Source organism: Wenjunlia tyrosinilytica (genome assembly GCF_014646055.1).
Lineage (GTDB): Bacteria > Actinomycetota > Actinomycetes > Streptomycetales > Streptomycetaceae > Wenjunlia > Wenjunlia tyrosinilytica.
Genome location: NZ_BMMS01000027.1, coordinates 114,562 through 129,425, shown reverse-complemented (window position 1 = coordinate 129,425; position 14,864 = coordinate 114,562). Strand labels below are relative to the sequence as shown.

Annotated in this window: 5 protein-coding genes and 1 pseudogene; all 6 read right to left on the bottom strand. The window is 70.3% G+C overall.

Annotation, left to right across the window (positions count from 1 at the left end; genetic code table 11):
- Nucleotides 1-813 (bottom strand): beta-ketoacyl synthase N-terminal-like domain-containing protein (locus tag IEY86_RS27035; RefSeq protein WP_189134477.1); only part of this gene is annotated, 813 nt, incomplete at its 3' end.
- A gap of 128 nt (nt 814-941) precedes the next feature.
- Entirely contained in the window at nt 942-1,226 is a 285-nt protein-coding gene (locus tag IEY86_RS37640; protein WP_265805636.1) for a hypothetical protein, read from the bottom strand.
- 121 nt (nt 1,227-1,347) lie between these two features.
- A pseudogene (locus IEY86_RS37635) lies at nt 1,348-1,731 on the bottom strand (thioesterase II family protein); the annotation flags it as partial.
- Between the two features lie 12 nt (nt 1,732-1,743).
- Nucleotides 1,744-2,952, bottom strand: a complete 1,209-nt coding sequence (locus IEY86_RS27025; protein ID WP_189134476.1) for an aminotransferase class V-fold PLP-dependent enzyme — start codon at nt 2,950-2,952, stop codon at nt 1,744-1,746.
- Nucleotides 2,953-2,954: 2 nt separating this feature from the next.
- On the bottom strand, nt 2,955-6,146 hold the full coding sequence (locus tag IEY86_RS27020; RefSeq protein ID WP_189134475.1) for a non-ribosomal peptide synthetase: 3,192 nt from the start codon (nt 6,144-6,146) through the stop codon (nt 2,955-2,957).
- Nucleotides 6,147-6,161: 15 nt separating this feature from the next.
- On the bottom strand, nt 6,162-14,864 hold the full coding sequence (locus IEY86_RS27015) for a non-ribosomal peptide synthetase (protein WP_189134474.1): 8,703 nt from the start codon (nt 14,862-14,864) through the stop codon (nt 6,162-6,164).

The following is a 14,864-nucleotide window of genomic DNA, read 5'->3' as shown; positions in this document are numbered from 1 at the left end:
ATTGTTCACAGCCGAACCACGAACCACCGCACGAATCGAATCACCATCACGCAACGCATCCGACAACCGCTTCAACACCACGATGCCCATGCCGCTTCCGCCAACGGTTCCGCGCGCCTCCGCGTCGAAAGCCCGGCAGTAGCCGTCCGGGGAGAAAATGCTCCCCTCCTGGTACAGGTAGCCGCCGTTCTGCAGCACGTTGATGTTGGCGCCGCCGGCCAGGGCCATGTCGCACTCGAAGTCGAGCAGGCTCTTGCACGCCTGGTGGACCGACACCAACGAGGTGGAGCACGCGGTCGCGATGGTCATGCTGGGCCCGGTCAGGTTGAGCCGGTGGGAGATCTGGGTGGCTGCGTAGTCCTTGTCGTTGAGCAGCGAAATCTGCCGCGCGAAGGAGGCCACCAGATCGGTCCGCGGCAGCAATTGGTGCAGGAAGTAGCCGCTGCGACCGATTCCCATGAACACGCCGGTCGCCGACTCGATGCGGGCGGGGTCGTAGCCAGCATCCTCGAGTGCCTCGACCGCCACCTGCAGCAGGAGGCGCTGCTGCGGGTCCATCAGCTCCGCCTCGCGGTCGGTGAAGCCGAAGTAGTCGGCGTCGAACTGGTCGATCCGCTCGAGAATCCCACCGGCGCGGACCAGGTCGGGATTCTCCAGAGCCGTCGGATCGCCGTGCGCGGCAATCACGTCGTCGTCGCTGATACGGGAGATGGAATCCGTCCCTCGCACGAGATTCCGCCAGAATTCCTCGGCGTTCTCGGCTCCGGGCACACGCAGGGCCAGTCCGACGACGGCGATGTGTTCCGCGCTCACAACGGCATCCTTTTCGCGCAGGGAAGTATCGGATATCCAGGGGACGTTACCGGCAGCGACTGAAGCCCTCGTGAACTCGGGCTGCGAGATGATGAAGTGAGGCTGCGAAGGATTTCGGAATTCAACGGTCAGTCACGCGCCCGGGCCGCCGCCAGAGCGGAGGCGATGATCTGCCGGACCAGCGGCCGGAGATTGGCGCGCAGGTAGAAGTGGCCTCCCCTGTAGAGGTGCAAACCCAGAAACCGGTCGGCGTCGCCGTCCCAGTTCCCGAGCCCGTTCAGCGGAACGACCGGGTCGTCCTCGGCACCGAAGACAGAGGTCGGGACCGTCAGCCGTGGCGCGTCGAGGTACGGACTCCAGGTGTCGACCACCGCGAAGTCGGTGCGCAGCAGCGGTTCGAAGACGGCCCACAGCTCGTCGTCGTCCAGGATCTCCGGTGGAGTGCCACCAGCAGTCCGGAGCCAGCCATCCCTCCGCGTCGGCGAGGAGGTGGCGGCCCCAGCCTGCGGACGTCCTGTGAGTGCTCGGGGCGCCGAAGGCCGACAGCCCCGGCCAGACCGGCAGCGGTCGGCTCGATCCGGCCAGCCGCTGGGTCAGTTCACAGGCGACCAGGGCGCCCATACTGTGGCCGAAGAAGGTGAACGGGCGGTCCAGCCGGGGAGCGAGCTCGGCGAGGAAGTAGTCGACCAGGCCCTCGCAACGGTCGATCAGCGGAACGTCGTAGAGCTCACCGCGCCCCGGGACGTTAAGCGTGCAAATCTCCAAGTCGGCCGGGAACTCCTCCTCCCAGCCCTGGAAAAGGTGGCGCGAACCCCCGGCATGGTGGAACAGAAAGAGCCGGAAGGGGGCCGCGGGCAGCGGCCGCGGGCGGAACAATGCTCCCGGCCGCCTGACGGGTCCGACATCGAGCCGTGTCACTGCATCATTCCTTCAGACCAGTACTTTGGCGGGCGGACCGACAGCCAGCGACTCAAGCTCCGAGCAGAGGCGGTCGAGCTCCTCCTGCGAGTTGTAGTAGTGCACTGAGACGCGCAGCAGGCTGTCGAGCCGCCGTGCCTGCATGTCGACGCATGCGGCGTTGGGCAGGCAAACCCACGTGTTGATTCCGGCACGCCCCAGGGCCGCTCGGACCCGGTCCGGCCGCAGGCCCTCAAAGGTCAGGGCGACGGTGCCGCAGCGCTCTCGGCCGCGGTCCTCCACGGTGACCCCAGGGATGCCAGCGACGTTCCTGCGCAGTCCCTCGGCGAGCTGCCGTACTCGCTGCCAGGTCCGGTCCACGCCCCACCCGAGGGCATAGTCGACCGCGACGCCGAGCCCGATGCGCGAGGCGCAGTTGGACTCCCAAGTCTCGAAGCGGCGGGCGCCGGGCGCGAGGCGGTACGTGCCCGACGACCACTCGACGCCGTCCAGCCCGAGGATCGGCGGGGTCAGCTCGTGTGCCAGCTCCTGCCGGACGTACAGGAACCCGGTGCCGCGTGGACCACGGAGGAATTTTCGGCCGCACCCCACGAGGAGGTCGCAGTCAAGTTCTCGCACGTTCACCGGCATCTGGCCGACGGACTGGCAGGCGTCCACCAGGCTGAGCACCCCGTGGGCGCGGGCCAGCCGGCCGATCCGCGCGACCGGGTTCACCAGGCCGTCGTGCATGGGTACGTGGGTGACGGCGATCAGCCGTACCCGTTCGTCGAGCTGGTTGTGCAGCTCGTCGACGTCCACCATGCCGGTGTTGTCCACCGGGAGGGTCTCCAGCAAGGCCCCGACGCGCTGGGTAAGGTGGAGCAGCGAGACGTGGTTGCCGCCGTACTCAACCGGTGACGCCAGCACCCGGTCCCCGGCCATGAGGGGGATGCTGGCCAGAGCCATCCCCCAGGCGCGGCTGGCGCTGTCGAGGATCGCCACCTCCTCGGTGCGGCAGTTGAGGAGCTCGGCGATCCCGCCGTGCGCCCGGTCGATGGCCGACTGGGCGCGCTCGGCGGCCTCGTAAGCGCCAACCAGGGCTTCCGTCCGCAGATGGTCCGTCACGGCGTCGACCACCACCTGCGGTGCGAGGCTCGCGCCAGCGTTGTTCAGGTGCACGACGTGGTGCACGCCCGGTGTCTCCACGCGGGCTCGCGCGAGGTCGAAGTCGCTGTCGAGCACGGCTACCGCCCGCCCTGCGCAGCGCGGCGTCTCGCCAGCCGGTCCTGGACCCCCGTGAAGGCCGGCTGGCTCTCAGTGCCGGCGATGCTCTCGGCCAGCGAGGAGATCGTCGGGTTCTTGAACAGGTCGGTGAGCACCAAGCGGTCCGGGTAGCGCTGCCGCAGTCGGCCGAACACTCGCACTAGCAGCATCGAGTCGCCACCCACGTCGAAGAACCGTTCGTCCACCCCGGGGTTCGGGATGCCGAGGATCTCGGCCCAGACCGCCGCGATGGTCCGCTCGACCTCGGTGCTGGGCTCGCGGTGGGTGCGCTGCCCCTGAACCACGTCGGGCGCAGGGAGGGCCTGAAGGTCCGCCTTGCCGTTGGGCATGAGCGGCAGCGCGCTGAGCTCCACGAGCGCCGCGGGGACCATGTGTTCGGGGAGCCTCTCGCGCAGCGCCCGCGTTACGTCTGCCCGCTCGACGACGTGCCCGTCCGCGCTGATGACGTAGGCCACCAGGCGCTTGGTGCCCGGCTCGTCCTCGCGGACGACCGCTACCGCGTCGCGGATGCCGGTGAGCTTCCGAAGCTCGGACTCGACCTCCCCGAGTTCGATCCGGAACCCGCGGAGCTTCACCTGGCGGTCGTTCCGGCCAAGGTACTCGAGCCGGCCGTCCGGGAGCCACCGTGCCAGGTCCCCAGTGCGGTACAGGCGGGCGCCGGGGCGGCCGCCGAACGGGTCAGGAAGATAGCGCTCGGCCGTGAGCGACGGACGCTCGTGGTAGCCCTGGGTCACGCCCTCGCCGCCGGCGTACAGCTCGCCGACGATGCCGCACGGGACGGGGACGCCGTTGGCGTCTAGGACGTAGATCTGGGCGTTGGGGGTCGGCCGACCGATGAGGGGTTTCGCACCGTCACGCGGGACGAGGCTCACGGTCGAGTACACGGTGTGCTCGGTCGAGCCGTAGAGGTTGTACACATCACGGACGCCCGGCTGGGCGTAGAGCTGGTCGACGAGGTCACGCGGCAGCGGCTCTCCGGCGAGGTTCACCACGCGCACACTGGCCGGCAGGTCGCCGAGCCCGAGCAGTGTGTCTACCGCGGACGGGACGGTACTCACAAGCGTCACCCGGTCGCGGGCGGGCAGCGTCGGCAGGTCGAGCACGTTGTCGGCGAGGATCACCGTGCCGCCGACGGTGAGCGGCAGGAAGATCTCGCAGACGGACGGATCGAAGCAGATCGACGTCGAGGCGAGCGTCCCCCCGAGATCCTCGCGGGAGAAGAACTCGCGGGACCAGGTGAGGAACCCGGTGACGTTGCGGTGGGTGAACCGCACCCCCTTAGGTCGACCCGTCGAACCCGAGGTGTAGATGACGATGGCCACCGACTCCTCGTGGACCTCCGCGGAGGCAGGGCCAGCGTCCTCGGCGTCGTCCGCCTCGCTGTCCGAACGGTCAATCAGCAGCGTGTTCGACGACGAGCCAGCCAGCGCGCCATGGGTCGACTGCTGTGCCAGCACCGCCGCCGGCGCCGCGTCGCCGAGGATCTGGTCCAGCCTGGACGGCGGATACGCGGGATCAAGCGGGAGGTAGGCCGCGCCAGCCTTCCACGCCGCGAGCAGGGCCACAGGGAGCTCGGCGTCCCGTTCGAGACAAACGCCGACCAGCGCTCCCGGGGTGACCCCCGCGCCGCGCAGCCGTCGGGCGAGCCGATCGGCCCGGGCGTTCAGCTCGGCGTAGGTCAGCTCGGTCCGCCCTGCGACGAGGGCGACGGAACCGGGCGTGCTCGCCGCCTGGGCCTCGAAGAGCCGGTGCGCCGGCAGGTCAGGTATCTCGACCCTGGCCGCATTGAAGTCGCCGAGCAGTCGTCCGAGTTCTTCGGGCCCCGCGATCGGCAGGTCGCGGATCCGGCCCGGAGCCCCGGTCAGCGCCTGGAGGATCACCGCGTAGTGGTCAAGCATGCCCTCGATCGCAGCCTCGTCAAACCGACTTTCGTCGAAGGCGAGTTGGATCGACAGCTGGTCACCGGGGGCGACCGTGAGCGTGAGCGGGAAGCTGGTCTGCTCGGACATCCGGATCGCCTCGACCCGGATCGGCCCGCCGACGGCCTCGAGCACCTCCCCGATCGGGAAGTTCTCGAAGGCGAGGAGCGACTCGAACAGCGGGACATCGCCTCGGACGCCGGTCCAACGACGGATCTGGGCGAGAGAGACATAGCCGTACTCCTCACGCTCGACCTGGGCCGCCTGCAGCTGCCGCAGCCAGTCGATCGCCATCGCGTCATCGTCGACCTCGATGCGGACCGGGAGTGTGTTAACGAAGCAGCCGATCATCTTCTCCACGCCGCCGATCACCGGCGGCCGGCCCGAAGCCGCCACGCCCAGCATGACATCCCGTTCGTCCCCATAGCGGCGGAGCAGGATCGCCCATGCACCTTGGACGAAGGTGCCGGGGGTCAACCGCTCGCGCCGGGCCGCGGCGGAGACGGCCCGCGTGCTCTCCGGTGAGAGCAGCACGCGCCGCCTGTCGATGCGGCCGGGCGCCAGGTAGCCGGTTTGCGGCGACCGGTCGACCCCGAGAAGCGTCGGCCCCTGGACGCCTGCGAGCGACCGCCGCCAGAACTCCTCGGCCCGGTCGACGTTCTGGGCCCGGGACCAGGCGATGTACTCGCGGTACTGCGGGACCGGGCCGAACGTGAACGGGGTGCCGACGGTCCGGTCACGGTAGTCCTGGAGGACCTCGGCTGCGACGTTGGCCATCGACCAGCCGTCGGAGATCGCGTGGTGGCGGGTCCAGCAGAACCGGTGCCGGTGGTCCGCGAGCCGGGCCAGGAAACATCGCATCAGCGGAGCCTGGGCGGGGTCGAAGTCCCTGGTGCGGTCGTCCGCGAACCAGGCGTCGAAGCGCGCGTCCTGCTCCGGGGCCGACAGCGCCGACCAGTCCTCCTCTGTCCACGGGAGCTCCACGCTGCGCCGTACCACTTGGAGCGGCTGGCTCTGGTCGAGGCGTGCGAACAGCGTCCGGTGTACGGCGTGCCGCGCGGTCAGCTCGTTCCAGGCCGCCCGGAAGGCCTTCAGGTCAAGCGGACCGCAGATGTCGAACGACAGCTGGACGATGTACACACCGCTGTTGGGCGCGAGCTGCGACTTGAGCAGCATAGCGTGCTGGAGCTGTGACAGAGGGTAGATGGCCTCGATGTCGGTCTTCTCGTTCATATGGGTCGATCGTTCCTAGCTCTCAAGTTCCGTGAGGAGCTCTTCGAGCTCCCCCTGCGTGAGATCGATGTCCGGGAAGTCGGACGGCACGAACCGGACGCCCCCGGTGAGGCACTCGCCAAGCAGCTCGCGCGTCGCGGCGGTAAATCGGGCCACGAGCGCCTCGACGGTCGTCGGATCGTGCACCGCCTGGCTGTACGCGAAGTCGACGCGGAGTCGGCCGTCCACCACGATCCCATTGACGTTGACGAGATGCCGACGCCGCTGCGCGGGGCCGTGCGGCGCACCGACCGGATCACCGGACAGCTGGAATATCGAGTCAGGCAGCAGCGAGGCGTCGGCTTGGCCCAGGTAGTTGAAGACGAGCTCCGCACGGCGTCCGTCCCTCAGGCGCGCCCGTACCGACTCGTCTGGCGAGAGGTGGCGCAGCAAGCCGAAGCCCACCCCGCTGCGCGGGACGGCGCGGATCTGTTCCCGGACGGCCCGCAGGCTGTCCTCCCCCGGTACGGCCAGAGTGATCCGGAGCGGATAGATCGCGCTGAACCACCCGACGGTGCGGGACACATCGATGTCGTCGAAGAGTTCTTCCCGGCCGTGACCCTCCACGTCGACGAGCAGCGAGCGCGAGCCGGTCCATGGCGCGCACGCGTCGGCCAGCGCGGTGAGCAGCAGCTCGGGTACTCCGATCCGGTGTCCTGCCGGAAGGTCCCGGACGAGCGCGATGGTCTCATCGGCGGTGAACTCCGCGCGGACCCTCCGAACGGTTCCCTCGGTGTTTTCCCCGGCGCGGTCGCGTGGCAGCGCGGCTGTCGGCGGCTCGATCTGATCGGCCCAGTAGTCGAGTTCCGCACGGGTCCGCGCCGAGTCGGCGTCGGCGGTGAGCCGGCAGACCCACTCCTGGTACGAGGTCGTCTTGAGCGGCAGCCGGGCACCGCGGCCCTGACGCTCTGCCTCGTAGGCGGTCTGGAGGTCCTCCATGAGAATGCGCCAGGAGATACCGTCGACGACCGTGTGGTGGGCCACCACGAACAGCTGGTCCGCGCGCTGCGCGCCGAAGTCGAGGTAGACCATGCGCAACATTGGGCCGTCCACGAGATCCAGGGCGCCGTGGGCGTCCCGCTGCATCGTGGCGACGGCCTCGGGCCAGGCCGCGGGCGGCAGGTCCGTCAGGTCGAGGCAGTCGACGGGGTCGGGGACGGGCTCGGGGGCGCCGGTCCACTGCCGCCAACCGTCGGCGCCATGGACGAACCGATTGCGCAAGCTGTCGTGGTGCCGCAGTAGGGCGTCGCGAGCGCAGGCGAGCGACCCGAGGTCCAGCCGCCCGCTGGTGACGTCCACCAGGATGGCCTGGTTGTAGTGGTGAGGGTCAGCGAGCTCCTGCTCGAAGAACCAGTGCTGGATGGGTGCCAGACCGCCCTCGCCGAGGACCAGGTCCTGCTCGGCGTGGGTCGTGGTGCCCTCCCGGGCCACCGCCGCGAGTTCGGTGAGCGTCTGGTGCCGGAACAGGTCGCGCGCCGAGATCGTCAGCCCGACGTGCCTGGCCCGCGCGACCAGCTGGATCGCGATGATGGAGTCGCCGCCGAGCTCGAAGAAGTTGTCGTGCGCGCCGATCGTCGGCTGCTTGAGAAGTTCGGCCCAGATCCTCGCGAGTTCGCGCTCGGTCGGGGTGCTCGGGGCGATCGCCTCACCGTTCGTCGGCTGGTCAGCGGCGACCCCCGGGAGCGCGCTACGGTCCACCTTGCCGCTCGGCAGCAGCGGCATCGATTCCAACTCGACGATACGAGCGGGCACCATGTGCCGAGGAAGCTGCTCCTCCAAGTGGCGGCGTAGGTCCGCGGCCTGGAACGGCCCGAACATGACGACGTGGGCGACGAGCCGCTTGCCACCTCGCCCGTCGTCGTCCGCAACAACGGCCCCGGCCTGCACGCCCGGGGCGCTGCCGAGCGCCGCCTCGATCTCGCCGAGTTCTACCCGGAACCCGTGGATCTTCACTTGGTGGTCCCGCCGGCCGATGAACTCGAGTTCACCGCCCGGGCGGTGGCGGACAATATCGCCGGTGCGGTACATCCTGGCCGCTGGGTCCGATGCGTAGGGGTCGGTGACGAAGCGCTCGGCGGTGAGCTCAGGCCGGTGCAGGTAGCCGACTGCCACACCGTCCCCGCCGATGCACAGTTCGCCAGGCACGCCGACCGGCACCGGTCGGCACCGCTCGTCGAGGACGTACGTCCGGGTGTTGCTAAGGGGACGTCCGATCGAGTTGTCCGCACCGGATACCAGGTGGCTGGTGGACCAGATCGTGGCCTCGGTCGGGCCGTAGACGTTGAGCACCCGGCCATCGACCGCGGCGGAGAGCTTCTCTGCCAGCAGATGCGGGAGCGCCTCACCACCGACGAGCAGCCAGTCGAGCCGCCGCAGGGCCGCCCGCGCGTCCACGTCGGCGGCGAGCAGCGCCGCCAGCGACGGGGTGCACTGGAGGTGCGAGACGGAGTGCTGCTCGATCAGTCCAGCGATGTCTACCCGAGGTTCCGCGGTCGTGCCCGCGGAGGTGATCCGGCGGAGCTCGTCCAGGTGCTCGAGGCTCGCCAGCACCTCGTCCTCGGCCACCCCGAAGTCCACGAGACAGGCGATCTCGTCCACGCCAGCGGCCTGCACCCGGTCGACCGTCGCGGCGCACCCTCGCGGCGTGCCGAAGAGGCCGCTGCTGCCGAAGTAGCGGTCATACGCGTGGTCGAGCAGCGCGTCGAGATCGCTCTGGTCAAGTCCTTCGACATCAAGCCCGCGATCACGGGCGACGGGCCGCACGAGGTCCGCCGACTGACGGAGGTAGTTCTTGAACGGCTCACGCACGGTCCGCCGCACGTATTCCTCGTCGTCCGAGACGAAGGTGTGCAGCATCAAGGTGACATGCCCGCGTCCGGGGCGCCCTGAGGCGCTCCAGGCGGCCCGGTAGACCTCGAGCGCACCGGCCATCTCCTCGACCGACTGGCCCAGCAGATGGGTGAGCACATTCGCGCCGACCGTTCCGGCACGGCGGAAGGTCTCCGGGTTGCCGGCCGCGGTGACCCATACCGACAGCTCGGGCTGCACCGGCCGCGGCAGCGTCCGGACCTCGATCTCCTCACCGGTGCCGGAGATCGCCCGGACCGCCTCTCCTCGCCAAAGGCTCCGCACCACCTCGAGGTCACGGAACATGACCTCCTTGCGATCGGCGAAGTTGTGCGGCGCAAGCGCGAAGTCGTGCGGCTGCCAGCCCGAGGCGATCGAAAGACCAACCCGTCCGTTGGACAGGTTGTCGATCACCGCCCAGTCCTCGGCGACCCGGATCGGGTTGTGGAGCGGGAGGACGAGACTGCCAGTGCGGATGCCGATTCGGGTGGTCGAGGCCGCAAGTGCCGCGGCGGTGATGCCCGGGTTCGGGTAGAGCCCCCCGAAGGCGCCGAAGTGCCGCTCCGGTGTCCACACGGCGGCGAAACCGTGCTCGTCGGCCCATTGAGCGCCCTCCAGCAGCAGTCGGTACTTGTCCGTTCCGCGCTCGCCAGCATCGCTCGCGAAGTAGAACAGGCTGAAGTCGACGGGCCGGGTGCCCGCTGGCCGCGGCGGCGCGCTGAGCACCAGTTCGTCGCCGACCAGCACCACCTTGAAGCCCCGGGTGAGCGTCCACAGCAGCTCAAGGACCGAGATGTCGAAGGTGTGGTGGGTCAGGGCGAGCCAGGTGCCCGGCGTCGGGTTGTCCAGTCGGCTGTCTATCGCGGCGAAGAAGGAGACCAGGTTCCGCTGGGCGACCATGACACCCTTGGGCCGGCCGGTTGATCCCGAGGTGTAGATGACGTACGCGAGGCTCTCCGGACCGGTCGTCCTCATCGCCGGCTCCACCTCCTCCGACGGACCCACCTCCGGGGCGACCACGTCGACCCCCGGCGGCAGCTCCGCCGCCCGGGCCGTCGGGGCGATCACCAGTCCGATCCGGGCGTCCTCAACCAAGACGGCGACCCGCGCGGTCGGCGCGGCCGGGTCGAGCGGGACATAGGCGCCGCCGGCCTTGAGCACGGCGAGCATGGCGACGACCAGCTCGATCGAGCGCTCCGTCCAGAGGCCGACCAGCACGTTCTCGGAGACCCCCTTCGCGCGAAGCCGGCAAGCCAGCCGGTTCGCCGCCCGGTCCAGCTCGCGGTAGGTGAGCGAGCGGTCACCGAAGACCAGAGCCGTGGCGTCGGGGCACGACCGGACCCGTTCCTCGAACGCGTCCGCCACCGGCAGCCCGTCGGCCTGCGCCCGGTGCTCGCTGTTCCACTCCGCAAGCACCAGCTCCCGCTCGGCCCCGGTCAGCAGGTCAAGCTCGGCGACGCGGCTCATCGGGTCGCGGACGATCGCGTCGAGCAGCCTGGTGAAGTGCCCGGCCATCCGCTCGATCGTGCCGCAGTCGAAGAGATCAGTGCGGTACTCGATGCGCCCGCGGACGCCGTCCTCGTCCTCGACGAGGTCGAGGGTCAGGTCGTACTTGGCGACGGTGCCAGGCAGGGCCAGCCGCTCGACCCTCAATCCGTCCATGGCGGCCCCGCCGGCCGGCGCGGGCTGGTAGACGAAAAGGGTCTGGAAAAGTGGCGTGTGCGCGGGGCTGCGGGCGGGGTTGAGAACCTCGACGAGGCGCTCGAACGGCAAGTCCTGGTGCGCCAGCGCGGCGATCACCACGTCCCGGACCCGGCCGAGCAAGTCGGAGAAGGTGGGGTCGTCGGACAGGTCAGTCCTGATCACGAGGGTGTTGAAGAAGCACCCGATGAGCCCCTCGGCCTCCGCACGCGTCCGGTTGGCGACGGGCGTACCGACCGCGATGTCGTGCTGCCCGGTGTACCGGGCGAGCAGCACGTTGAACGCTGTGAGCATCACCATGAACATCGTCGCCCGCTGCTCGACGGACAGTCCGCGCAGCGCGAGGACGGTCTCCGAGGGGACGGTGATCGCCAGCGTCGCCCCTTCGCCGCCCTGCAGCGAAGGCCGGGGCCGGTCTGTTGGCAGCTCCAACAGTGCTGGCAGGCCGTCGAGTTGCCGCGTCCAGTAGGTGAGCTGAGGGGCGATCTCCGGGCTGTCCAGCCAGCGGTTCTGCCACGCCGCGAAGTCGGCGTACTGGCTCGGCAGCGGCTTGAGCGGTGACTCTTGGCCGGCGCGGAAGTTCGTGTAGAGGCTCGCGATCTCCTGCCAGAGCACTGTGGTCGACCAGCCGTCGGACACGATGTGGTGGAGGCAGAGCAGCAAGACGTGCTCCTCCGCCGAGACCCGCAGGACCGCGGCCCGGAACAGCTCGTCCCGCTCCAGGTCGAACGGCCGGGATGCGTGCGCCTGCGCCCGTGCCGCCACGTCCGTCGCGCGGATATCCACCATCGGCACCTCGATCGGCGCCGCCTCCCTCACCACCTGCGCCGGGACACCGTCCACCTGGACGAAGTTGGTGCGCAGCGCCTCGTGCCGGGCCACCACCTCGCCTAGCGCTCGCACCAGCACGTCGATGTCCAGAGGCCCGCCGATGCGGATGGCGGCCGGGATATTGTAGGCGGTGTTCGCACCATCGACCTGGGAAAGCATCCAGATCCGGCGCTGCGCGTACGACAGCGGTAGAGGGCCGGTCCGGTCGACCGGCGTGATCGCGTCGCTGGCGCCGCCCACGCTCGCGGCCGCGCGCCCTGCCTCCACCTGCTCGGCCAGTGCGGCCACAGTGGGTGCCTCGAATAGCGCGCTCACCTGGAGCGCGACACCGGTCGCCGCCCTCACCCGGGCGACCGCCCGAGTGGCGTCCAGGGAGTTCCCGCCGAGCTCACGGAAGAAGTCGTCACGAGAACCGACCTTTCCGCAGCCGAGGATGTCCTCCCACACCTCCGCGAGCAGGGTCTCCGTCCCGGTCCGCGGCGCGACGTACGGGGCCGTGCGCGAGGCGGACGGATCCGGGGCCGGAAGCGCCGACCGGTCCAGCTTGCCGTTCGGTGTCAGCGGCAGTGCCTGGAGTGCGACGATCGCGCCGGGGACCATGTACTCCGGCAGCTGGCACCGGAGTTCCTCCGCCAGTTCGGGGCCCTGCACGAACGTGCCGCGGCGGGGCGCCACATATGCCACGAGGTGCATGCCCGCGCCGTCGTCCCGGGCGACCACGGCGGCATCGGCGAGCCGTTTGTCACGGCGGAGCACCGTCTCGATGTCGCCGAGCTCCACCCGGTTGCCGCGGATCTTCACCTGGTCGTCGGCGCGCCCGAGGAACACCACGGCGCCGTCGGGCCGCTGGCGCGCTAGGTCGCCGGTGCGGTACATGACCGACCCGGGCTCGACGGCGAACGGATCGGGCAGGAAGCGTTCCGCCGTCCGGCCCGGCTGCTCCCAGTAGCCCCGGGCGACGCCATCACCGGCGATGTACAGCTCACCCGGAGCGCCTTGCAGAACCGGCCGCAGCCGCGCGTCGAGGATCCACGCGCGGTAGTTCGGCAGCGGGGTGCCGATCGGGATGGGGCCCGAGAGCCGGTCGGCGACTGTCGAGACCAGCGCTCCGACCGCCGTCTCCGTCGGGCCATAGTGGTCGATCACCCGCAGGCCCGGCCGCAGCCTGCGGACTTGCTCGACCAGCGGCGCGGTCAGCTCCTCGCCGCCCAGCACCAGGCAGGACCGGGGCAGCAGGTCGGCCGCGTCCTGGGCCCCGAGCAGCGCTGCCAGGTGCGAGGGGACGATCTTCAGCAGGTCGACCGGCTGCTCTCGGAACCGACGCGCGAGCAGGTCGCTGGCCAGTACCTCCTCGGGTGCGGCGAGCAGCAGCGAGCGGCCGGTGCAGAGTGCGCCGAACACCGCGGTGTGGCCGAGGTCGGCCGCTGGCGTCGCCAGGCTGGCCAGCACTGCGTCCTCTCCGAGGCAGAACTCCGGTAGCACGCCTTCGACATAGCCGCAGATCGCGCGGTGCGGCATGGCCACGCCCTTCGGGCGGTCGGTCGAGCCGGAGGTGAAGATGACGTACGCGAGGTTCTCTGGGTGCACAGTCGCGGCCGCACGGGTGGCGGGCCAGGCGGCGAGCGCGGCGGCGTCGTCCAGGTCGAGCACCCGAACTCCCGCCGCCGCCACGAACCCGGTGAGACCGCGGTGTGTGATGGCCACCGCCGGGCGGACTTCGGCGAGCGTCTGCGCTATTCGCTCGGCCGGAAGTCCAGGATCGATCGGGACGAACGCGCCGCCGGCCTTGAGCACGGCGAGCAGTCCGACGACGTAGTCAACCGAGCGCTCCACCATCAGGGCCACCGGGACATCCGGGCCGACCCGGGCCGAGCGGAGGGCGTGCGCGAGCCGGTTCGCCCGTGCCTCGACCTCGCCGTAGGTCAGCCGCTGCCCACCGCAGACCACCGCGAGGCGCTCGGGCCGCTCGTCGGCGCACCGCTCGAAGCGGGCGTGGGCGAGTCGCAGGAGGGACCGTTCCACGAGGGGCCCGGTGCCCGCGCCGAGGACACGGGCGGTCTCGTCCTGGTCAGCCAGGGCGAGGTCACCGATCAATGCCCGGGGGGTCTCCGTGACGGAACGGAGGACGGAGCCGAACTGTCCAGCGAGTCTTGCCGCGTGACGTTCCGAGACGAGCCGGGTGTCGTGCAGGATTCGCAGGTCGAGCCAACCGTCGGGCGTGCAAGCGGCGTCGAGGTGGAGTGTTGCGCCCACGGGCGCCGTGGCCACCGACCGCAGGGCCAGCCGGAGCCGCCCCGCGCTTGCTTCTGCCGGCAGTTCGCAGAAGGAGTAACCGAACGGGGCCGTTCCCTCCGCCGCCGTGCCGTCGAAGGAGAACTGCGCGGTCGACGCCTCGCCCATCGCCCGGTCCAGCCGGGCCACCAGGGCTTCGAAGGACATCCCCGGTTCCATCGCACTGAGCACCGGGACCGGGCTTGCGAAGTTGCCGACCACCGCGTCGAGTTCGTCCAGACCTCGGGTGGTGGGGACGAACCCGGTCACCAGGCGCTCCGCCGCGGTGAGCCGCCACAGCAGCAGCTGCCAGGCGCCCAGGACTAGCGCTCCTAGCGAGCAGCCGAGTTCCGCTGCCACCCGCTCGGTGGCCTGGGCCCACGGCGGGTCTGACGGCACTTGGACCACGCCCACGCCGTCGGCCGTACCGCCCTCGAACGGCGTTGGGAGCACCCGCGCGGCGGCGAGCTCGTGCCGGTTCCAGGCCGCCATCCGGTTCCTCGCGTCGGCGGTCGCGGCCTGCTCGTGGAGCCACTCCGCCGCGTCGAGGTACTGGAGCGGCTCGTCGTCCTCCGCCGACCCGCCGAGTCGAGCCGCGAGCTCCTCGAAGACCGACACGAACGACCTGCGGTCGAGGAAGACGCCGGGCGCAGTCAGCACGAGCTCGGCGTGGTCCGTGCCCGACAGCAGCCGCGCCCGCATGGCACCACCGAGCGGGCGGGTACGGTCCTCGGCGGCCGCTTGTTCGACCGCGGCCGCAGCTGCCGCGGCGTCCCCTGGGAGGACGTCCTCGACCCACGCCAACTCTGTTTCCTCGTCTACCGTCTGGAGCGGGACGGCGATACCGGGGACCGTAGCGAGGCGGGCACGCAGCGACTCGTGGCGGCGCACGACGTCCCGCACGGCGCGGGCGACATCGTCGGCGGCCGACGGCCCTTCCAAGGAGATTCGGCACTGCGCCCACCCCTTGGGGACGTGCTGCCAGGTGTGGGCCTGCTGCGGGGAAAGACGGAAACCGGCGTCGTTCAT

Excerpts from the sequence above, each read along its gene's own strand:
- IEY86_RS27020 (WP_189134475.1), bottom strand. The coding sequence starts at position 6,146 with ATGAACGAGAAGACCGACATCGAGGCCATCTACCCTCTGTCACAGCTC.
- IEY86_RS27015 (WP_189134474.1), bottom strand. The coding sequence starts at position 14,864 with ATGAACGACGCCGGTTTCCGTCTTTCCCCGCAGCAGGCCCACACCTGG.